The organism is Bacillus sp. 2CMS4F, from assembly GCF_023161785.1.
Lineage (GTDB): Bacteria > Bacillota > Bacilli > Bacillales > Bacillaceae > Bacillus > Bacillus halotolerans.
On record NZ_JALNTO010000005.1, the window covers coordinates 193,794 to 214,978 of the forward strand.

The 21,185-nt window shown below is 43.2% G+C and carries 18 protein-coding genes, 1 tRNA gene and 1 riboswitch; of the genes, 13 read left to right on the forward strand and 6 right to left on the reverse strand.

The genetic code is table 11. The features are described from left to right. Positions 1 to 25: 25 nt before the first annotated feature. From MTN95_RS10330 to rhaA, 6 genes are all read left to right on the forward strand, one after another. The gene (locus MTN95_RS10330) at positions 26 to 2,014 is read left to right on the forward strand and encodes a methyl-accepting chemotaxis protein (protein WP_105991667.1); all 1,989 of its coding nucleotides are present in this window, start codon (positions 26 to 28) and stop codon (positions 2,012 to 2,014) included. Between the two features lie 143 nt (positions 2,015 to 2,157). Continuing rightward, positions 2,158 to 4,227 (forward strand): bifunctional aldolase/short-chain dehydrogenase, encoded by a 2,070-nt coding sequence (locus MTN95_RS10335; protein ID WP_248338062.1) that lies wholly within the window; start codon positions 2,158 to 2,160, stop codon positions 4,225 to 4,227. Between the two features lie 57 nt (positions 4,228 to 4,284). Then, the gene (locus MTN95_RS10340; protein WP_248338064.1) at positions 4,285 to 5,070 is read left to right on the forward strand and encodes a DeoR/GlpR family DNA-binding transcription regulator; all 786 of its coding nucleotides are present in this window, start codon (positions 4,285 to 4,287) and stop codon (positions 5,068 to 5,070) included. Beyond that, on the forward strand, positions 5,067 to 6,524 hold the full coding sequence (gene rhaB, locus MTN95_RS10345; protein WP_248338066.1) for a rhamnulokinase: 1,458 nt from the start codon (positions 5,067 to 5,069) through the stop codon (positions 6,522 to 6,524). Before MTN95_RS10340 ends, rhaB begins: the two co-directional genes overlap by 4 nt. Before the next feature lie 15 nt (positions 6,525 to 6,539). Continuing rightward, complete coding sequence (rhaM, locus tag MTN95_RS10350) at positions 6,540 to 6,854, forward strand: L-rhamnose mutarotase (protein WP_059292671.1); 315 nt, start codon at positions 6,540 to 6,542, stop codon at positions 6,852 to 6,854. A 15-nt stretch (positions 6,855 to 6,869) separates the two neighbouring features. Continuing rightward, positions 6,870 to 8,144 carry an L-rhamnose isomerase gene (gene rhaA, locus MTN95_RS10355; RefSeq protein ID WP_095713953.1) on the forward strand — a complete coding sequence of 425 codons (1,275 nt, stop codon included), beginning with the start codon at positions 6,870 to 6,872 and terminating at the stop codon, positions 8,142 to 8,144. 40 nt (positions 8,145 to 8,184) lie between these two features. Here rhaA and MTN95_RS10360 read toward each other — a convergent pair whose 3' ends face one another. After that, positions 8,185 to 9,171, reverse strand: coding sequence for a Gfo/Idh/MocA family protein (locus MTN95_RS10360; RefSeq protein WP_127696546.1), 987 nt, complete (start codon positions 9,169 to 9,171; stop codon positions 8,185 to 8,187). Between the two features lie 180 nt (positions 9,172 to 9,351). Here MTN95_RS10360 and MTN95_RS10365 point away from each other — a divergent pair, with 180 nt between their 5' ends. The 3 genes from MTN95_RS10365 (at position 9,352) to MTN95_RS10375 (ending at position 11,620) form a co-directional block, all read left to right on the forward strand. Beyond that, positions 9,352 to 10,518, forward strand: coding sequence for an AI-2E family transporter (locus tag MTN95_RS10365; RefSeq protein ID WP_024122625.1), 1,167 nt, complete (start codon positions 9,352 to 9,354; stop codon positions 10,516 to 10,518). 91 nt (positions 10,519 to 10,609) lie between these two features. Continuing rightward, entirely contained in the window at positions 10,610 to 11,440 is an 831-nt protein-coding gene (locus MTN95_RS10370) for an undecaprenyl-diphosphate phosphatase (protein ID WP_010331630.1), read from the forward strand. 107 nt (positions 11,441 to 11,547) lie between these two features. After that, a tRNA-Ala gene (locus tag MTN95_RS10375) sits at positions 11,548 to 11,620 on the forward strand. 203 nt (positions 11,621 to 11,823) lie between these two features. On the opposite strand, the gene MTN95_RS10380 is transcribed toward MTN95_RS10375, so the two are convergent. Beyond that, complete coding sequence (locus MTN95_RS10380) at positions 11,824 to 12,309, reverse strand: cysteine dioxygenase (RefSeq protein ID WP_202853323.1); 486 nt, start codon at positions 12,307 to 12,309, stop codon at positions 11,824 to 11,826. Positions 12,310 to 12,843: 534 nt separating this feature from the next. Here MTN95_RS10380 and MTN95_RS10385 point away from each other — a divergent pair. The 3 genes from MTN95_RS10385 (at position 12,844) to MTN95_RS10395 (ending at position 15,775) form a co-directional block, all read left to right on the forward strand. Next, entirely contained in the window at positions 12,844 to 14,406 is a 1,563-nt protein-coding gene (locus MTN95_RS10385; RefSeq protein ID WP_202853322.1) for an MFS transporter, read from the forward strand. 149 nt (positions 14,407 to 14,555) lie between these two features. Continuing rightward, positions 14,556 to 15,404 carry a glucosaminidase domain-containing protein gene (locus MTN95_RS10390; protein ID WP_202853321.1) on the forward strand — a complete coding sequence of 283 codons (849 nt, stop codon included), beginning with the start codon at positions 14,556 to 14,558 and terminating at the stop codon, positions 15,402 to 15,404. Between the two features lie 107 nt (positions 15,405 to 15,511). Continuing rightward, positions 15,512 to 15,775, forward strand: a complete 264-nt coding sequence (locus tag MTN95_RS10395) for a YiaA/YiaB family inner membrane protein (RefSeq protein ID WP_010331626.1) — start codon at positions 15,512 to 15,514, stop codon at positions 15,773 to 15,775. A gap of 35 nt (positions 15,776 to 15,810) precedes the next feature. On the opposite strand, the gene ktrB is transcribed toward MTN95_RS10395, so the two are convergent. The 4 genes from ktrB to cudC form a co-directional block, all read right to left on the reverse strand. Then, positions 15,811 to 17,148, reverse strand: a complete 1,338-nt coding sequence (gene ktrB, locus MTN95_RS10400) for a Ktr system potassium transporter KtrB (RefSeq protein WP_105955444.1) — start codon at positions 17,146 to 17,148, stop codon at positions 15,811 to 15,813. Positions 17,149 to 17,154: 6 nt separating this feature from the next. Further along, on the reverse strand, positions 17,155 to 17,823 hold the full coding sequence (gene ktrA, locus MTN95_RS10405) for a potassium uptake protein KtrA (RefSeq protein ID WP_105991676.1): 669 nt from the start codon (positions 17,821 to 17,823) through the stop codon (positions 17,155 to 17,157). A 71-nt stretch (positions 17,824 to 17,894) separates the two neighbouring features. Next, positions 17,895 to 18,044, reverse strand: a riboswitch (cyclic di-AMP (ydaO/yuaA leader). A 158-nt stretch (positions 18,045 to 18,202) separates the two neighbouring features. Further along, positions 18,203 to 18,748: a biofilm surface layer hydrophobin BslA gene (gene bslA / locus MTN95_RS10410; RefSeq protein ID WP_101864219.1), complete on the reverse strand. Its 546-nt coding sequence runs from the start codon at positions 18,746 to 18,748 to the stop codon at positions 18,203 to 18,205. Between the two features lie 208 nt (positions 18,749 to 18,956). Next, positions 18,957 to 19,499: a transcriptional regulator GbsR gene (cudC, locus tag MTN95_RS10415; RefSeq protein ID WP_101864220.1), complete on the reverse strand. Its 543-nt coding sequence runs from the start codon at positions 19,497 to 19,499 to the stop codon at positions 18,957 to 18,959. 200 nt (positions 19,500 to 19,699) lie between these two features. Between cudC and betB the strand changes: the two genes are divergently transcribed. Then, positions 19,700 to 21,172, forward strand: a complete 1,473-nt coding sequence (gene betB / locus MTN95_RS10420) for a betaine-aldehyde dehydrogenase (RefSeq protein WP_095713946.1) — start codon at positions 19,700 to 19,702, stop codon at positions 21,170 to 21,172. Positions 21,173 to 21,185 lie beyond the last annotated feature (13 nt).

Below are 21,185 nucleotides of genomic sequence, written 5' to 3' on the forward strand. Positions count from 1 at the left end.
TAGCTTAAAGGAGGAATTATCGAGAATGGGAAAATTCATACATTGGATCAAACAGCCATCAATCAGCAAACCGCTTATCGCTGCGTTTCTGACAGTGCTCATTTTGCCGATTGGGGTATTAGCATATTTCAGTTATCAATCAGCTTGGAACGCACTGGACAGGGAACTTACGAATAGTGCAATAGGAAACGTTGAAGAACTCAACAGCACACTTGAAAACAAATTGAAAAATAAAGCAAAAGCAATTGATTATTACAGCGAGACGATTGATAAGGACATATTACAAGGCAAAAACAAAACCTTACTGAATGAAAAATTTAAGCAGTACACAACACTAAATGCCGATGTAGGAGCAATCTATGCGGCTTCAGAAAATAAAAAGCTTTACAAATATCCGGAAAGCGGCGTTCCTAAAGGTTTCGATCCGACAGAACGTGACTGGTACAAACAAGCCGTTGCGAAAAAAGGACAGGCTGTATTCTCAGAGCCGTATACTGACGAAGCGACAGGAGATATCGTTGTTACGATTTCCAAACAATTAAAAGATGGCTCAGGGGTCATAGCGCTTGATTTAAATCTGGATGAAGTGCTGACAGCTTCACAGAGAATAAAAATCGGTAAAAACGGCTTTGCATTTATTACAACAGGCAACAAAAAATATATCGCCCATCCGACGATTAAGCCAGGAACAACTGGATCCGGCGACTGGATAAAAGAGGTATATTCAAAAGCAGACGGCTCATTTGAATATACCTTCGAAGGCAAAGAAAAGAAAATGGCATTTGCGACAAATAAACTGACAGGGTGGAAAATCGCGGGTACGTACTTTGTCAGTGAATTGCAAGATGCTTCAAGTCCGGTACTGAACACTGCCGTTATCATTCTATGCGTGTCAATTGTGATCGGCGGCATACTCATTCTCTTTATTATACGCGCCATCACCAAACCGTTAAGAAAACTGGTGTCAACATCTGCGAAAATCAGCAGCGGAGATTTAACGGAAGTCATTGATATTCAGTCGAAAAATGAGTTTGGCCAGCTAGGAGAAAGCTTTAACGAGATGTCTGAATCATTGCGTTCTGTCATCGGTGTTATTCAAACGTCTGTAGAAAATGTGGCATCATCTTCTGAAGAACTGACGGCAAGTGCAGCCCAAACGAGTAAGGCGACTGAACACATTACGCTGGCAATCGAACAGTTTTCAAATGGCAACGAGGCGCAAAGCGAGAAATTGGAAACAAGCTCAGATCATCTTTCTCAAATGAACCACGGCATATCAAAAGTGGCTCAGGCTTCATCAACCATTACGAAGTCTTCAATCCAGTCCTCTGAAGCAGCCGGAAGCGGAGAAAAACTGGTAGAGCACACAGTCGGCCAAATGAAGACAATCGATGAATCCGTTCAAAAAGCTGAAGCCGTCGTCAAAGGCCTTGAAACAAAATCTCAGGACATTACCAGCATCTTAAATGTAATCAATGGCATTGCCGATCAAACGAACTTGTTGGCTTTAAATGCAGCAATTGAGGCAGCCAGAGCCGGAGAATACGGCAGAGGCTTCTCTGTTGTAGCGGAAGAGGTCAGAAAACTTGCTGTGCAATCTGCAAGTTCTGCGAAGGAAATTGAAGGATTAATTCAAGAGATTGTCAGAGAAATCAGCACGTCGCTCTCTATGTTCCAATCCGTGAATCATGAAGTAAAAGAAGGTTTGCAAATTACAGATCAAACAGCTGAAAGCTTTAAGCAAATCTATGAGATGACATCGCAAATATCCGGTGAATTGCAAAATCTGAATGCGACGGTTGAACAGCTGTCAGTCGGATCACAGGAAGTATCAAGTGCGGTTGAGGAGATTTCCGCAGTAGCGAAAGAAGGCTCAGCAGGCATTCAAGATATCGCAGCTTCGGCGGAAGAGCAGCTTGCGTCTATGGAGGAAATCAGCTCTTCAGCTGAAACATTGGCGAACATGGCGGAAGAACTTCAAGACATTACGAAAAAATTTAAAATTGAATCTTAATAGAAAAAGAAAGCGGCATATCTTTGCTGCTTTCTTTTTTTGTTTCTTGATAAAAACAAAAATAAACAAAAGGTATTCAAAAACAAACAAACATCATATATAATGAAAGCGGATACAAATAAAAGGGACGGGGGAAGATGAAAATGGTGAAACATGTATGGGAATCAGAACATGCCGCCCAGCTGCCTAAGGGTGTTGAAGAATTGGTGTATCGGTCCAATTTAATCGGAGCAGACCGCACTGTATGCAACTGGGGCGGCGGCAATACGTCGATGAAAACAACGGAGAAGGATTTCAGAGGCCGCGAAACAGAAGTGATGTGGGTAAAAGGAAGCGGCTCAGACTTGGCAACAATGAAAGCGCATAACTTTACCGGCCTGAGATTAGATGACATCCGTCCGCTGATTGAAAGAGACCAGATGTCAGATGAAGAAATGGTAGATTACTTGTCTCATTGTATGATAGACAGCAAACATCCCCGCCCTTCCATTGAAACACTCTTACACGCATTTCTGCCATACAATCATGTTGACCATACCCATCCGGATGCGATTATCAGCATTTGCTGCGCTGATAATGGAAAACAAATTGCCGAAGATATTTACGGCAGCCGGTTTGTATGGGTGCCATACGTTCGCCCGGGATTTACTCTGTCTAAAATGATCGCAGACGGCGTGGCAAACAATCCAAATGCCGAGCTTGTCTTAATGGAAAAACACGGCTTAGTCACTTGGGGAGATACGTCAGAGAAGTGTTATGAGAAAACGATCTCCATTATTCAAGAAGCTGAGCAGTACATTCATGAACGCATCAACCAAAAGCAGCGATTCGGCGGCAGGCGATACGAGTCACTGCCAGCAGATAAGCGGAAACAAATTCTGGCGGGTATCATGCCTGTTATCCGAGGAGCTGTAAGCGATGAAAAGAAAATGATCCTCTCCTATGACGATCATGAAGAGGTATTGGAATTTGTAAACAGCGTGCAAGCGCCGGAGCTTTCTCAAATTGGTGCTGCGTGTCCGGATCACCTCGTTCATACAAAGCGTGTCCCGCTGTACATTGAATGGAATCCGGAAACGCAAGATGCACAGGAGCTGGAGGATCTTCTGAAGTCAGGGATCGAGCGCTTCAAAGCAGAGTATCAAGCTTACTTTGCACGCAATCAGCAGGAAGGGGATCAAATCTTTGAATCAGCGCCGCGTGTCATATTGATTCCTGGCATTGGAATGGTCAATACGGGAAAAAGCCTTGCCATGTCAAAAGTTAGCGGTGCTTTATACCAGAGAGCTATTGCTGTAATGAAAGGATCTGCCTCACTCGGACGATTTGTTTCATTAAACGAAAATGAATCCTATCATGTTGAATACTGGCCGCTGGAATTATATAAACTCACGCTGGCCCCGCCGGAAGCAGAATTTTCTCGAAAAGTAGCATTGATAACAGGTGGCGCCGGCGGAATCGGAAGTGCAGCCTGCCGGCACTTTGCAGCAGAAGGCGGACACGTGATCGCGGCTGACCTGAATGTAGAAGGCGCACAAAAAATTGCCGAGGAAATAATCGAAACGTACGGAGAAGGACGCGCAATGGCTGTCAAAATGGATGTGACAAATGAAGATGAGGTACAGTCTGCCTTTGAACAAGCAGCGCTTACCTACGGCGGCATTGACATTGTCGTTAATAATGCCGGGCTGGCAACATCAAGCCCTTTTGACGAAACAAGTCTAAAAGAATGGAATCTCAATATCAATGTATTGGGAACCGGCTATTTTCTCGTGGCCCGCGAAGCGTTTAAGCAACTGAAACAGCAAAACATAGGCGGAAGCATGGTGTTTGTGGGATCAAAAAACGCTGTCTATGCGGGAAAAAACGCTTCAGCCTACAGTTCGGTAAAAGCACTTGAAACCCATTTGGCTCGATGTATTGCGTCAGAAGGAGGAGAATACGGCATTCGTGTAAACTCAGTTTTGCCTGACGCGGTTCTCCAAGGCTCAGCGATTTGGGGGTCAAGCTGGCGGGAGGAACGGGCTGCGGCATATGGAATAGAGCCGGATCAGCTAGAGGAACATTATCGGAAACGCACAACGCTTTTGGTTAATATTTACCCGCAGGATATTGCCGAATCAATCGCGTTTTTGGCTTCTTCTAAAGCTGAAAAGACGACAGGGTGTATGATTACAGTAGACGGCGGCGTCCCGGCAGCTTTTACGCGTTAGAAGTATGCTATGATATGGGAAAAGCAAGACGGATATTAATGAGGAAGGACGTTACCGATGTTAGTAGCAGAGCGGCAGAAAAAAATAGTCGAACTAGTGAATAAGCGTTTAAGCATCCGCGTATCCGAATTGAGTGACATATTTTCTGTCACAGAAGAAACGATTCGGCGGGACCTGGAGAAGCTTGAGAAAGAGCATAAGCTGAGCCGCAGCCACGGAGGTGCGGTCAGCATTCAGCAGCAGGAGTCAGAAATTCATTTTTCTGAACGTGAAATTACAAATGTAATAGAGAAAAAAGCCATTGCTCACGAAGCGGCGAAATATGTAAAAAGCGGTGACCGAATCATTCTCGATGCAAGCACCACCGCATGGTACATGGCGAAAATAATCCCTGATATTGAGCTCACCGTCATTACAAACTCAATGAAGGCAGCCATTGAACTGAGCAAAAAACAAAAAATATCAGTTATTTCAACCGGCGGTATCTTGCTGACAAAATCATTATCATTTGCGGGACCGTTAGCTGAGCGTTCACTTGAAACCTATCATGTAAATAAAACCTTTCTGTCCTGCCAAGGGTTTGATATGGAACATGGAATGAGCGACTCAAATGAGTGGCAGGCACTGCTTAAAATACGGATGATTGAAAGATCTGATCAGACCATTTTGATGGCCGATTCAAGCAAATGGGGGAACCGCGAGTTTTCACATATCGCCTCTTTGCAGGATGTCAGCTGCATCATTACCGATTCCAGACTTGATCCGGTATCAGTAAAAGCCCTTGAAGAAAAGAATGTGAAAGTAACAGCCGTCCCCCTTCCTAAAGAAAGGGTGAAAGGATGATATATGCTGCTGTTGATATAGGGGCATCAAGCGGGAGAGTCATCATAGGCGAACTCCAGGAAGGAAAGCTTGCAGTACAAGAGATTCACCGATTCGCAAACGGCTTCATGCAAAGAGACGGACATGGCTATTGGGATATTGATCATTTGCTAGAGCAAATCCTGCAAGGGCTGCAAAAGGTGAAAGCCCTTGGGTATGACTGCTGCACCGTCGGCATTGATACATGGGCCGTTGATTACGTCTTGCTGGATGAGAAAGGCAGCCGCTTACGAGAAGTCATATCATACCGGGATAAAAGAACAGAGAACACAATGGAGAAGCTTGCGCAAACGATATCAAAAGAAACAATCTATCAAAAAACAGGCATTCAGTTTCTGCCTTTTAACACAATCTATCAATTATATGAAGAAGACCAGGAGCTGCTGAGAAAAACAGAGCAGATTTTAATGGTGCCGGATTATTTAGGCTATTGCTTAACCGGCAAAGCAGCAGCGGAAATCACAAATGCGTCCACGACACAGCTCTTAAACGCCTTAACAGGAAAGTTTGATCCCGAATTGCTCGAAGCCGTGTCTGTTAAGGAACAGCAATTTCCGCCGCTGACTGAACCGGGACAGGAACTCGGCAAGCTAAGAAATGATTGGTTTCCAGGCTATGATCTGCCGGCTTGCAGGGTGATTACCGTCGCAACGCATGATACTGCTTCAGCTGTCCTCGCCGCACCAGGCATAAACAATGATTGGGCGTATATCAGCAGCGGAACATGGTCGTTAATCGGAATTGAGAACGAAACGCCGATTATAAATAAACTCGCATTGAAAAACAATTATACAAATGAACGCGGCGCAAACAACACCATTCGTTTCCTGAAAAACATCATTGGCATGTGGATGATACAAGAAGTCCGGAAACAATTACGAGAAGATTACAATTTTCAGCAACTGGCAGAAGAAGCTGGAAAAATAAAACCGTTTCAGCAGTTTATCAACTTAAATGATGATCGTTTTCTGTATCCGCACGACATGATAAAGGAAATACAACATTATTGCAGAGAAACCTTCCAACAGATTCCTCACACCGCAGGCGAACTTGCCTGCTGTATCTACAGCAATTTAGCCATCATCTATGCGATAGCCATCTCAGAACTAGAAACCATTACAGGGAAAAACATTCAACAGCTTCATATTATCGGAGGAGGCGCCCAAAACGACTTCTTAAATCAATTAACCGCTGATATGAGCGGAAAAACAGTATACGCCGGACCTGCTGAGGCGACAGCCATCGGAAATCTGCTGATGCAAATGATTGCTGCCAAAGAAATAAAGGACGTAAACCAGGCCCGCAAGACCGTCAGAAACTCCTTTCCCATAAAAGTGTTTATGCCTAAAGATACTGACCGAAGCGCCATCATTCAGTCCTATCATCAAACTGTTTTGAAAGCGCTATCTAAATGAAAAGAGGTGATCAGCTTGAAAAGAAAAGCGAGTATCATGTTCGTTCATAAAGATAAATTCAAGGAATACAAACAGCGGCATGATGACATTTGGCCAGAAATGGCAGAAGCGCTTAAAGCCCATGGCGCGCATCACTATTCTATTTTTTTAGACGAAGAGACAGGCCGGTTATTTGCTTATTTAGAGATAGAGGATGAGGAAAAGTGGAAGAAGATGGCAGACACAGAGGTTTGCCGCAGATGGTGGAAATCAATGGCGCCATTAATGAAAACAAACGCCGATGACAGTCCCGTTTCAATCGATCTGAAGGAAGTCTTTTATTTCGAATAAAAGGGAGAGAGCCGTATGACGATAAAAGCGAATTATGACAGCGCAAAACAAGAATATGAAAAATGGGGAATTGATGTTGAAGCTGTGTTCCGGCAATTGCAGCAAGTTCCGATCTCAATCCACTGCTGGCAGGGCGATGACATTGAAGGGTTTGAAGTGAATAAGGGCGAGCTTTCCGGCGGCATTGACGTCACAGGCAATTATCCCGGAAAAGCGCAAACCCCGGAAGAATTAAGAAGAGATCTGGAGAAAGCTCTGTCTCTCATCCCGGGAAAGCATCGGGTCAACCTGCACGCTATATACGCAGAAACAAATGGAGAAGTTGTAGAACGTGATCAGCTGAAGCCGCATCACTTTGAAAATTGGGTGAAGTGGGCGAAGGGTCTTGGTATCGGATTAGATTTCAATCCGACACTGTTTTCACATGAGAAAGCAGATGACGGGCTTACACTCGCACACCCTGATCCATCCATCCGGGAGTTTTGGATTCATCACTGCATCGCGTGCCGCCGCATCGGAGCGTATTTCGGCAAAGAATTAGGCACGCCTTGCTTGACGAATATTTGGATTCCGGACGGCTATAAGGATATTCCGAGTGACAGGCTGACGCCGCGCAAAAGATTAAAAGAATCATTGGATCGGATATTCCGAGAGGAAATCAGTGAAGATTACAATGTTGATTCGGTCGAGAGCAAGCTGTTCGGACTTGGATCAGAATCATATGTCGTCGGGTCTCATGAGTTTTATTTAGCCTATGCTTTAACGAACCATAAGTTATGCTTGCTCGATACGGGACATTTCCACCCGACAGAAACGGTATCAAACAAGATCTCGGCGATGCTGCTTTACACAGACAAACTCGCCTTGCACGTATCCCGGCCCGTTCGCTGGGACAGTGACCATGTCGTGATGTTAGACGATGAATTGAGAGAAATCGCCCTTGAGATCGTCCGTAATCAGGCATTAGAAAAAGTCGCCATCGGTCTGGATTTTTTTGATGCCAGCATTAACCGTGTCGCCGCCTGGACTATCGGAACGAGAAATATGATGAAAGCTTTAATGTACGCTTTGCTTCTTCCGAATGACCATTTAAAACAATTGCAGGATGAGGGGCGCTTTACAGAAAGGCTGGCGCTGATGGAAGAATTTAAAACCTATCCTTTCGGTGCCATCTGGGATTATTACTGTGAGCAAATGGGAGTGCCGGTAAAAGAGGCTTGGCTTGATGATATCAAAGAATATGAACAAAACGTGCTTTTCAAAAGGCAGGCATCCTCACCGATCGTTTAAAAAAATCCGCCCGCGTGCAACATGCCGCGGGCGGATTTTTTTAGGCTTGATCAGCAGGGTACACAATACCCATCTGTTTTCTTGCTTCCTCCATGATGTTAGCAGTGATCAAGGAGCGTTCATATGTATTTTCTTCAGATTCCTGTTTCTTCTCTTTCACGAGTGAAACAAATTCAGCTGCTTCGTAAAACATTGCCGGTTTAGGATCAGAGAGCGAAATGTTTTCCAGGCGGCCGTCGCGATAGCGGATTTCCACTCGTTCAGGGCGATGGATCGTATCCAATACAATTGTCCCGTCTTCTCCTTGGATTTCAGCAGGCGCGTAGGAAGTTGAGATTTTAGAATGCATCAGTACGGCTTCAAACCCGTCATATGAGAGAATGACGGTACCTTCTCCATCAACGCCGGAAGATAAAGTGTATCCGTTCGCTTTCACGGCTTTCGGCTCTCCAAACAGCACAACGGCAGGGTAAATACAATAGATGCCGATATCCATCAATGAGCCGTTAGACAGCTCAGGCTGAAACGCGTTCAAAACAGTTCCGTTTCTAAACGCATCATACCTTGAAGAGTACTGACAGTAGCTTGCGGTAAATCTGCGGATTGTGCCGATTTTGTGGAAGTGTTTTTTCAGCTCTTTAAAATTAGGCAGGAATGTGGTCTTCATTGCTTCCATGAGGACAACACCATTCGCTCTGGCGGCTGAAATCATCTCTTCTGTTTCTCTGGTATTTGAAGCAAGCGGTTTCTCGCATAGCACATGTTTGCCATGTTTCATAAAGAGGATCGCCTGCTCCTTGTGAAGAGCATTCGGGCTGGCGAGATATACAGCATCAAAGCCATCGCTTGCCGCCATTTCCTGAAGGTCGGAGAAGGTATGTGCAGCCCCATGCCGAGCGGCAAACTCAGCGGCGCGTTCAGGTGTTCTTGAATAAACGGCTGTGAGCCGGAAATCTTCAATTTCTGAAGCTGCTTCTAGAAAGCGGTCTGTAATCCAGTTGGTTCCTACTATTGCAAATCGTATCACGCATATCGCTCCTTTTGTATGATATAGCTAAATTATAGCTTAAAAAGAAGAAAAGCACATGATAGATCAAATCACATTTTTTAGATAAGGAAGTTTTTCCAGCAATTAGCGGTTTTTATTTTTCATTATAGGTACGATAGTGTACAATTTACTTAAACTATGTATGACGGAGGAACGATAGTGGAGACGTTGCAAACATGGAGCGGCAGATTCAAGCGATTCTTCTTGGACAATAAGTTTGTTTTATTTCTGCTTGTTCTGCTGCTGATTGGTTTAAATATTCTCGTATTTACAAAAACATCATTTATTTTCACCCCGATCATTGTTCTGCTCAAAACGATATCGCTTCCGATTATTTTAACAGGCATTGTTTTTTATCTGTTAAACCCTGTCGTTGATTTCCTTGAGAGAAGAAGAATCAGAAGAATCTATTCCATTTTGCTGTTATATCTGTTGATTATCGGGCTGATCACGATCACAATCGTGTCGATTATCCCCTTTTTAAAAGAGCAAATTATGAGTTTGATTGACAACATCCCGAGATATGTGGATGTTGTTGAGAATCAGACAAAAGAACTGATCGGCAGTAACTTTGTCAATCAGGCGCAGCAAACGATGAACATTAATATATCTGATCTCGCGACAAAGGTGTCAGATCAGGCAGCGACGATTGTAAACAGCACCTTTACCGGCGTTGGGAATTTTATCGGCGCTTTAACCGAGATTATCATTTCGATCGTGACAGTTCCATTTATTCTTTTCTATCTGTTAAAGGACGGAAAGAAATTGCCGATCTACATACTGAAGTTTGTGCCGACACAATTAAAAGAGCAAACATACACAGTTTTAAGCGAAATGAATCATCGGCTAAGTTCTTATATCAGAGGACAGATCATTGTCAGCTTCTGCATTGGATTTTTGCTGTTTATCGGCTATTTGATCATCGGACTGGATTACGCTTCGCTACTTGCCGTTATTGCGGCTTGTACAAGCATCGTGCCGTATTTAGGTCCGACAATCGCCATTACGCCTGCGATCATTATCGCTATTGTGACATCGCCTCTGATGCTGCTCAAGCTTGTGATCGTCTGGACAATTGTTCAGCTTATTGAAGGGAAACTGATCTCCCCGCAAATTATGGGAAAAAACCTTCATATCCACCCAATCACCATTATTTTTCTGCTGTTAACCGCCGGCAAGCTGTTTGGTGTTATCGGAATTATTCTTGCGATTCCGGGCTATGCGGTTGCCAAAGTCATTACGACACATTTATTTGACTGGTTTAAAATGCAATCGCATCTATACGATGAAGAAAAAAATGAAAATGCAAAGAGTCATAAAGCATAAATTTCATTTATAGTTATATAAGACGGGCTTTCCATTTATGGAAGGCTCCCGTTATGTAAAAAATAAATGTCTAATGGGGAGAATTAAAATCATGACTCTATGGGAATTGTTTGTAGCTGCTATTTTAGGAATCGTAGAAGGATTAACAGAGTACGCACCGGTTTCTTCGACAGGACATATGATTATAGTAGACGATATCTGGCTTAAATCAGGCAGTCTCATGTCTGAAGAAGCAGCCAACTCATTTAAAGTTGTCATTCAGCTTGGCTCTATTTTAGCGGTTGCGATCGTGTTTAAAGACAGGATTTTGAACTTGCTGGGCTTGAAAAAAAATATCACGAGTGACCAAGAGCATGGTCACAAATTAAGCATTGCCCAAATCGCAGTAGGGCTTGTGCCTGCCGCGGTTCTCGGGTTTTTGTTTGAGGATTATATTGATGAATATTTATTTTCAGTCCGCACCGTGGCCATTGGCTTAATTGCCGGGGCAGTTTTAATGCTTGCAGCCGATTGGATTAATAAACGGAAAGAAACGACAGACACCCTAGACCGTATTTCATATAAGCAGGCGATCGGCGTCGGTTTATTCCAATGTCTTGCCCTTTGGCCGGGTTTTTCACGCTCTGGCTCAACGATTTCCGGGGGCGTTATTCTCGGATTGAATCACCGTGCGGCAGCCGATTTCACATTCATTATGGCAATGCCGATTATGATGGGAGCCAGCACCTTAAGCCTAGTGAAGCATTGGGACAGCTTAAGCTCGGATCTGATGCCGTTTTTCATCGTCGGTTTCATCTGTGCCTTTGTTGTCGCACTGTTTGTGGTCCGTTTCTTCCTAAGACTGATTAACAAAATCAAACTTGTTCCGTTTGCAATCTACCGAATCATTCTCGGCGTGATTTTACTTTTGTTTATGATGTAAATCGAAAAATAAGGCTCCGGAAAGGGCCTTATTTTTTTCTGTCAATTAGAAAGGAACAGCTTGTTTTTCAAAAAAAAATCATCTATAATAAACATGACGTTACATACGGGGCCATAGCTCAGCTGGGAGAGCGCTACGCTGGCAGCGTAGAGGTCAGGGGTTCGAGCCCCCTTGGCTCCATACCTGTAAACCCTTATTCTATAAGGGTTTTTTTGTTTTTAATAGAAAGGGTTCATTGTTGAACCCTTCTGTTGATCCGAAATCATATGTCCCCAGGAGCATTTCATAAACTAATGATAAAGTCAGATATTCCTTCGTTAGGCTCCTGCGTTTGAAAAATGACATATTACAATTTAATCAAGTAAAGTAGTTCAGGCTGTAAATCATGAATTTTCCAATACACCACTTTGTTCTTCAAAGACCGTCATGTCTTCCAAAGGGGGTGAGTAAACATGAAGAGACACCATTCGTTCGTAAGTCGGATTGGACATTTTGTGAATTAACCCTTTGGTTGAAATAAGACATTCTCCTTTGTGGACAAAATATGAATTGGAGAGTTCTGCATGATCGCCGGTTGAGCGATAAATAGAATTGAGAAGTTTTCCTTCTAACACCATTGCACAACCAATGGATTGACCATGATCGTGGACTGCTGTCTCCTTGTTTGGGGGAATGTTAATCACGATAATTTCTAATTCATTGTTTCTATAGATGGCATTTCGGCCGTAAGCGTACTGGTCTGGTTCCTTTATATATGGTTGACTCAATTCTGCCGCGTTTGGAATTTGTTTTAAAGAAGCTGCCAAATCTTTAACCGATGGATTTTTCAAGCCGCCAAAAATTTCTTCGATACACTTATACAGTTCCATTCGTTTTTACCTCCCGGATCATTTAAAATTGCCTAGCATTGCGCAGATTAGTTCATGATATTTACCCATAGACAATTTAGAGGCGGCAAACGCCTAGTGAACACAAAAAAATGTGCGGTCAACATGTTGTTCTTATCACCAACTTATTCGGGTTGATTAGTTTGAATTTTGATGAAAACAGTGAATTGAAAGGTGCCGTCATTACCCAAGCGAAGACCGATAGGATTACTTTTAAAACGGCCTGCTTTAAATCGCTTGAGGGAGCAGGCAGGGACTCATAAGTCACGGTATCGGGCAAAAGCCGTTCAGGTTTTTGATTTGTGCTTGAAATTTGCGCCATTGACAAAACACAATCGGTTTGGAATAATGTTTGAGTATATGCTCATTTTTTCACATATTATCATAAAATAATATCATTTCCCATGATGGGGAGAGAATCCGAATGAAAGCTAATGGCATGCAAAATCTATTAGCTTCTTTTGTTTTCAAAAAATGATGTGTTTCGTATGTATTCATATAGGAAGGAATGACAACATGAAGACAAAACACTATTGGGTGATTTCTTTGCTCGCTGTTTTAGCGGTCGGGCCGGGATTGATGTCTAACACGGCATTGTCGTCAGTTCAAGGCCTTGTTCAGAAGACGGTTGGAACAAGTGACTTCACATCAGTAAATCCAATATTGATCGGCAATATGGCCTTCGCTTTATTAGTTCCGGCAGGACCGCTGCTAAGGAAAAAATTCGGTGCCCGTCCGATCTATCTGGCTTCATTACCCGTTTTTATACTTGGCTCACTGCTCTTCGCATTTTCAAGCGATATTGCCTGGATGGCGGCAGGACGCTTTTTACAGGGAGCGGCTACAGGTGTCATGCTGATGATTATGATTCCGATGCTTGTTCTGTCATTTCCGATTGATCGGCGGAATTACGCACTACTGGTGCTTATCGGCGGGTTCTATGGCTCTGTTATTATCGGTTCGATTTTAGGAACGATCGCGTTGAGCTACGGCCACTGGAGATGGCTGTTTTTTACCTTTGGCACATTGTCTTTGATCGGCGTCGCAGTGAGTTATTTCTTTCTCTATGATGAGCATCATGGGGGATCAGAAAAGGAACAGTCATCACTCGACAGAGCAGGGATCATTTTATCTGTATGCGTGGCCGCAGCCTCAGCGTTTACATTCATTTTTCTGCAAAAATGGGGCTTTTCATCAGGTTATGTACGGGCTGGTTTTGGGGTTGCTTTATGTTTGCTCCTCATTCTGTTATTTGTAGAATATAAGGTAAAAAACCCTTTCATCTCTATTAAACAGATGCTGCTGCCTAAACCTGTGCTCGGTTTATTTATCATAGCGGCAGGAACGATTACGGTAGCTGTCAGCTTGGCAGCTTTTCAAGGCTTGCTTCGTCAAATGTATGATATATCCCGAGATCATCTCATTCTTTTAAACATGACTCTATTGATCGGAGTGGCCATCGCAGCTATTGCGAGTGCTCTGTTATATGATAAAGTCGGACCAGGGATGCTGGGGATTATAGGTTCTCTCATTCTCGTTTTTGTGAATTTTCAATGGCTTCATATGCAGTATCAATCGTCTCTCTATGTGTTTGCGGCGCTGTTCATCATGCTGGCAGCAGGAACCGGCCTGACGGTCGCAGCAGGACTAATGGGAGCCGCTATGGGCGGCCCGCTTCCTGATCTGATCAAAAGAATGACAGCTGTTCAGTTTTTAAGATTGTTTGTCTATATGGGTGTGCCTATCCTGATCGGCTATTTCACGAAAAAGGATGCTGCCAGACAAAACGGATCGATGCAGGATGCGATGATGACTGCCTATCATGATCTGTTTTTGATTTCTTTTATCCTGAGCGTGCTGCTCGTTTGTTTATCGTTTTGTATGAACGCCACCGGAATGGGGCACAAGCTGGCTCATAAGCCTCATGATAAAGGAAAATCCGCTCCTGAAAAACCAGCTGTTTCTGCACATGGACTGACAAAGGCTGCCGTAAAATCTCATAAAGTCATACATGATCAAGAATATCGTGATGCGCTCAGACATTTTAAACAGCACAGTCTTACAAAAATAGATACATGATCACTGCCTTTCCCTTGATGGGAAAGGCTTTTGTGTGTTCTCTCTCAAACTTTATCCCTAAAGAATTGAAAAATATTAGAAGTACAAGTAAAATTCTTAAAGGTAGATTCTTTTACACTCGTAATCTTTTAAATCGAAGGAAGGTTTTCATGGCCCGTAAAAAACTGAAAAAACGTAGACTCTTCACCTCTCTATTTTTCGTTGTATCGATTCCGCTAGCCTTGTTTGTTTTAGCGACAACTCTTTCAAAGCCAATTGAAACATCCAAAGAACCTGAAGAAATTGATGAACAGCAAGTATTTATTGACAGCCTTTCCGGACATGCTCAAATTTTATATGAAAAATATCATGTCCTTCCCAGCATAACGATAGCTCAGGCCATACTCGAATCTGACTGGGGAAACAGCGAGCTTGCCTCTAAAGCCAACAACCTGTTTGGCGTAAAAGGAAATTATAAAGGACATCACGTCACCATGGATACAGATGAATTTGAAAAAGGGGAAAGAAAAACGATTCGCGCGAAATTCCGCAAATACAGCACGTTTTTTGAATCAATGGATGATCATGCCAAATTATTTGTCCAAGGCACATCGTGGAATAAAAAGAAGTATAAGCCGGTGCTTGAAGCTGAGGATTATAAAGAAGCAGCAGGCGCTCTTCAAACATCAGGCTATGCCACAGACCCGGAATATGCTGACAAAATCAGCGCCATTGTGGAAAAGTACGATTTAGATGAATACGATGAGGTGAATCCATCTCTGAAATCTGTGGATTTAAAAGGCTCCATCAAAGACAGCGCCGTTCAAGATGTATGGTCTAAGCCTTCTACTGATGATCAATCCATTAAGCTGACCTCTGCGCAATCTTACGTTGGCAAGGATATAAAGGTTGTATCTAAAAAACAGAAAGGCCAGTCCGTATGGTACCAATTCCAAGTCAATAATAAACTGGTCGGCTGGATTGATGACTCAGCTGTTGAAATAAAGGAAGCAACCTGAGCCGTTTTTCCTGGTATTTTTATTTTTTTGTTCCATTCAGGGGAATTTGAGGTATAATATTCCACGGAAGTTATCACTTAATAACTATGCTTCAGGAGGGAACAAAGGTGCAGAAATATAGACGGAGAAACACGGTTGCCTTTACTGTATTAGCTTATTTCACTTTTTTTGCGGGAGTATTTTTGTTTTGTATCGGACTCTATAACGCTGATAATCTCGAACTCAATGAAAAAGGCTACTACATTGCAGTGATGATCCTTGTAGCGGTCGGCGCGATCCTTACACAAAAAGTGACGCGTGATAACGCAGAAGATAATGATATCATCGCGGAGCAGGAAAAAAGACAAAATCAATCTCATATTGAATCATAAAAAATCCGGCATGTAATATGCCGGATTTTTTTACATCACCCAGTAAACACCTCGCCGTCAGGGTAACGAATATTTGATTTTTCTGTTTTTGCAAATGAAAAAACAAACGTTAACGGACCGATTCTTCCGATGAACATAAGCGCAATAATGATACATTTTCCCGCTGTTGTCAGTTCTGGTGTCAGCCCCATTGTCAGTCCGACCGTTCCGAAAGCGGAAAAAGTTTCAAAAACAACCTGTATAAACGGCGCTTGTTCTGTAATGGTTAAGGCGAAAATCCCTATAAAGACGATGAACAAACTGATAACACTGACTGCTAAGGCCTTAATAATGATCGGATATTTTATGGTCCGGCGGAAAATAACAGTTTCTTTATGCCCTCTTAAATAAGCGATGACAGACATCAAAATCACAAGAAAAGTAGTCAGCTTAATACCGCTCGCCGTTGAAGCGCTGCCCGCTCCGATAAACATCAACAGCAGGACAAATACAATGGTGCCTTCTCTCATGCTGCCAAAATCCACAGAGTTGAAGCCCGCGGTTCTCGGCGTCACTGCCTGAAAATACGAAGCCCACAGTTTATCTGGCAAATGCAAGGAACCAAGCGTGCCGGGGTTGCTGTACTCTAAAATAAAGATAATCAGCGTGGCAGCAATATTTAAAATGAACGTTCCCGCAAGCATCAGTTTCGTATGTAATGAAAAGGCTTTGAAACGCCGATTTTTCAGGATGTCAAAAAGCACTGTAAACCCGATGCCCCCTGTGATAAACAAGAAAGTAATGACAAGGTTGACTGCAGGATCACCGACGTAGCTCATTAAATTATCCGGCCATAAAGAAAAACCGGCATTGTTAAAAGCCGATATTGCATGAAACACACTGGCAAACAATCCGGATGCCCAGCCATACTGGGGCACAAGCCGGATGGATAAGATCAGGGCGGCGATCAATTCGATACTGATTGAAAATAGAAACAGGACTTTGACAAGGCCTATCACGCCGCCGATTGTCGGCTGGTTTAAGGCTTCCCGGACCAGCATTCGTTCTTTCAATCCGATTTTTTTTCCTAAAATCATGACGATCAGAACAGCAAATGTCATAAAGCCAAGCCCGCCGACTTGAATCAGACCCATGATGACAGTTTGCCCGAACACCGTAAATTCTGTCCCAGTGTCAACAACTGCAAGCCCGGTAACAGTTGTAGCAGAAGCCGCCGTAAAAAGGGCATCTATCCATGACAGCGGCTTCGCAGTAGAAATCGGGAGCTTTAACAAAAGAGAGCCAATAATAATAGTAAGAAAAAAACCAATCGCAAGCACTTGCGGGGGAGAAAAACGAACCCACTTGATTACAGTTTCCTTATGAAGTCCCACCTTTGTCTACATCCCTTCGTTTTCGAAGCGTTTAATATCCTTTTTGTGACCCATCATCACCAGGCAGTCTTGTTCGTAAATCACCTCTTCCGGTGCAGGAGAAAGGCGAACATCTCCATTATGTTTAATTGCCAGGATGGTACAGCCGTACTTCGCTCTAACATTCAGATCATGAATGGATTTTGAATTCAGTTTTCGCGTTGCCAGCAGCTCAACAATACTGTAATCATCAGATAAGTCGATATAATTCAAGACATTTTCATCAGAGAGACTTTGTGCGATTTTGACGCCCATATCCTTTTCCGGATGAATAATGCGGTCGGCGCCGATTTTTTCCAGAACCTTATGGTGATAATAATTTTGAGCTTTCACCCAAATGTTTGGAATGTGAAGCTCTTTCAATAGCAAAGTGGTCAGTGTGCTCGCTTGAATATTCGCCCCTATAGCCACGACGACATATTCAAAATTACGAATTCCCAGTGAAAGCAATTCGTTTTCTTCAGTGGCATTGGCAATGACCGTATGGGTTGCATAGGAAGCGAAGGCATTGACCTTTTCTTCGTTAATATCAATAGCGAGGACCTCATGGCCCATTCTGTGCAGCTCTTTGCAAATGCTTCCGCCGAACCGTCCAAGCCCGATTACTGCAAATTGCTTGTTTTTTATTTTTCCCAATGTTCAAGACTCCCTTAATAAAATTAGCGTTTTGAAGTAAAAAAGACCATTACAAAGAATGGTCAAAATAGACCTCCTCTCTGTATACGCCTACGAGGTTAGCTGTCGGATTAGGGATTCAGAGTACCCCTTCTTACTAAGTAAGATTCACCCCAAGACCGTTTTGTGAAACAGCCAATCATTGGTTTCCCCGTTCGTGTTTGATTAAGCGGTAAAAGAGACTTTATGAAATTGAACACTCAAGAATTTACTCCTGTTTCTAGTGTTTGTCAATTTAAATTTAATACAAGTGAAAAGGGAACTGGAAATAGAGGGAAGAGGGAGAGGAAAAGGAGTCAAAAAACGTAAAAAAGACCGGCGTTAAGCCGGTCCTCTGTGATTATTTACAGCCGCATGGCTGAGTCGGAGGTGTGCTGCGCTTAGCCACTTCGATGCTGGCTTCCGCGTAAAATTTATTTCCGATGCTCAGTGATTTGTTCTCTGCACGGAAAGTATATGTACCAGCGGCAGGAAGCGTTTTGTTATTCAGTTTTAACTTAAATTCACCAGCGCCTAATAAATCAAGAGCCAGAGGTACCCTTACTGTTTTACCGTTATTGAGGATCTGTGTTTCGCGCAATGCATTTCCGTTCATCGTATCTTTTGTATTTGCTGTAAATCCGCTTGGCAATGTAAATTCCATCACGCCAAGGCTGAGAAGCGTGTTTGGACGGTATGTCAATTCGATATCAGAGAAAGACCATTCTGTTTTGCTCGCTCCTTTAATTGTTGCAAACAATGAAGCTGTTGATTGGGCTCTCATCGTAGACTCAGTATGAGCAGAAGATGACTTAGATTCAGCTGCAAAAGAAGCTGAAGGTGCAGAAACGAGTAAACCGAGACTTAATACACTGATGGCCAAAGAAGATAATAACTTGCGTTTCATAACAAAAATTCCCCCTAATAAGTGATAAAGATTAAAGGCCTGCCTCTGCTTTCCACCTCCTCTTAAAAGGCCAAATACAAATTTTACCTACATAAAATTACCATCAAATAAAATGGAAGTAAATGGGGTGTTTTTCCCGTATTTTTCAAATTTGTAGTAAATATAGCGGAAAAACAAAAAAACGTCCGGTTTTCCAGACGTTTTTCGATTATTTTGTTTCAATTGGTATAAATTTAAAAATCTCTCCGCTCTGCACCGATTCAGCGAGACGTTTCAGCCAATCGTAGTAGGCTTTAGAACTTTCCAGCTGCTCGTATAAACGCTGCGCTTCATTCTTCGTTTCCTCATTGAGTTCTTCCTTATGCAATACCTCTTGTAAATCAGCCTGAGCCTCCTCAATTGCTGATACATTCACCTGAACTTCCCGTTCCCATTTTGGCGGAAAGAAATTTGTGAAAAATTTAAAGAAATCTTTTTCGGCTACAAATGTGTGCTTACGGATGCCTCGGTGAAATGTCTTTTTCACGACATTTAAATCCTGAAGCTTTTTGACACCTGTGCTCATGCTGGGCTTGCTCATTTGCAGCTCCTCCCGCATTTCGTCAAGCGTCATCTCGTCCCGCATGTACATCGTTCCATATAATATCCCGACACTTCGGGTAATTCCGTAAAGATCCATTGTTTCAGCAATGGAGTCAATAACAAGATCCCGTGCCTGTTCTATAGCTGCAAATTCTGGATTTTCATCCATACTGACCCTCTTTTCCTTTAGAAAATTAAATTTGTTAAGTCATTTCTTTATGTTCTTTATCTTAACGAAACCTAGAGAAAAGTCAAAACGAAAAATCATAATTAGGGCTTTGACAGTTTAAAAACCTTATGTTAGATTAAGGTTGTTAAAAACATTAAATTTTTATTTAACAAACTTTATTTTCGTCAAGGAGGACTTAGATGAGTCAAACATTATACATTGACGGTGAATGGATCAGTGCCGAAAAAGGGCAGGTCCGCAGTATTATTAATCCATTTAATCAAGAAGAAATTGCAACAGTTAGCGAGGGCGGGCGTGAGGATGCCGTTAAAGCAATCGCCGCTGCACGAAGAGCTTTTGACGCAGGAGAGTGGCCTTCTCTTTCAGGGCTTGAACGCGGAAAAATAGTTCTGAAAATTGCGGAATTAATCAGACGCGATCTAGACGAGCTGGCTGAGCTCGAATCCCTTGATACAGGAAAAACGCTTGAGGAAAGCAAAGCCGATATGGACGATATTGCCAATGTTTTTCAGTATTATGCTGGTCTGGCAGATAAAGATGGAGGAGAGATCATCTCATCTCCAATCCCTGATTCAGAAAGCAAAATCATCAGAGAGCCAATAGGCGTATGCGGACAAATCACGCCGTGGAATTATCCGCTTCTGCAAGCGAGCTGGAAAATCGCCCCGGCTTTAGCGGCAGGCAATACAATTGTCATGAAGCCGAGTGAGATCACACCGCTGACGACAATGAAAGTCTTTAAGCTGATGGAGGAAGCCGGAGTTCCAAAAGGTGTCGCAAACCTTGTGTTGGGACCGGGCGCCACAGTGGGTGACGAGCTTGCTGTAAACAAAGACGTTGACTTGATTTCGTTTACAGGCGGAATTGAAACAGGCAAAAAAATCATGCGGGCGGCAAGCGGCAACGTTAAAAAAATTGCGCTTGAGCTTGGAGGGAAAAATCCAAATATCGTCTTCAAAGACGCAGACCTGGAAGTCGCGGTTGATCAGGCGCTAAACGCCGTATTTTTCCACGCCGGCCAAGTATGCTCCGCTGGGTCCCGACTGCTTGTAGAAGAAGATATTCATGACCGATTTTTAGCAGAGCTTGTCAAGCGGGCGAAACGCATTAAACTCGGAAACGGTTTTCACGAAGAGACAGAAAGCGGTCCGCTTATCTCCGCGGAGCATAGAGCAAAGGTTGAAAAATATGTAGAGATCGGACTGGAAGAAGGCGCAAAACTGGAGACTGGCGGCAAACGTCCGGAAGATCCAGCACTTCAAAACGGTTTTTTCTATGAACCTACCATTTTCTCAAACTGTAAATCTGACATGAGAATTGTTCAGGAAGAAGTATTTGGGCCAGTATTAACAGTCGAAACATTCAGTTCTGAAGAAGAAGTAATCTCACTGGCGAATGATACGATTTACGGATTGGCCGGAGCTGTATGGTCGAAAGATATTGAAAAGTGCGAACGTGTGGCAGCCCGTTTGAGAATGGGAACAGTTTGGATTAACGATTTCCATCCGTACTTTGCGCAGGCGCCATGGGGCGGCTATAAGCAATCCGGATTCGGACGGGAACTTGGAAAAATAGGGCTTGAAGAGTACACAGAAGTCAAACATGTCTATCGCAACACAAAACCGGCAGCGGTTAATTGGTTCAATTCATAAGAGGGGGAGATTG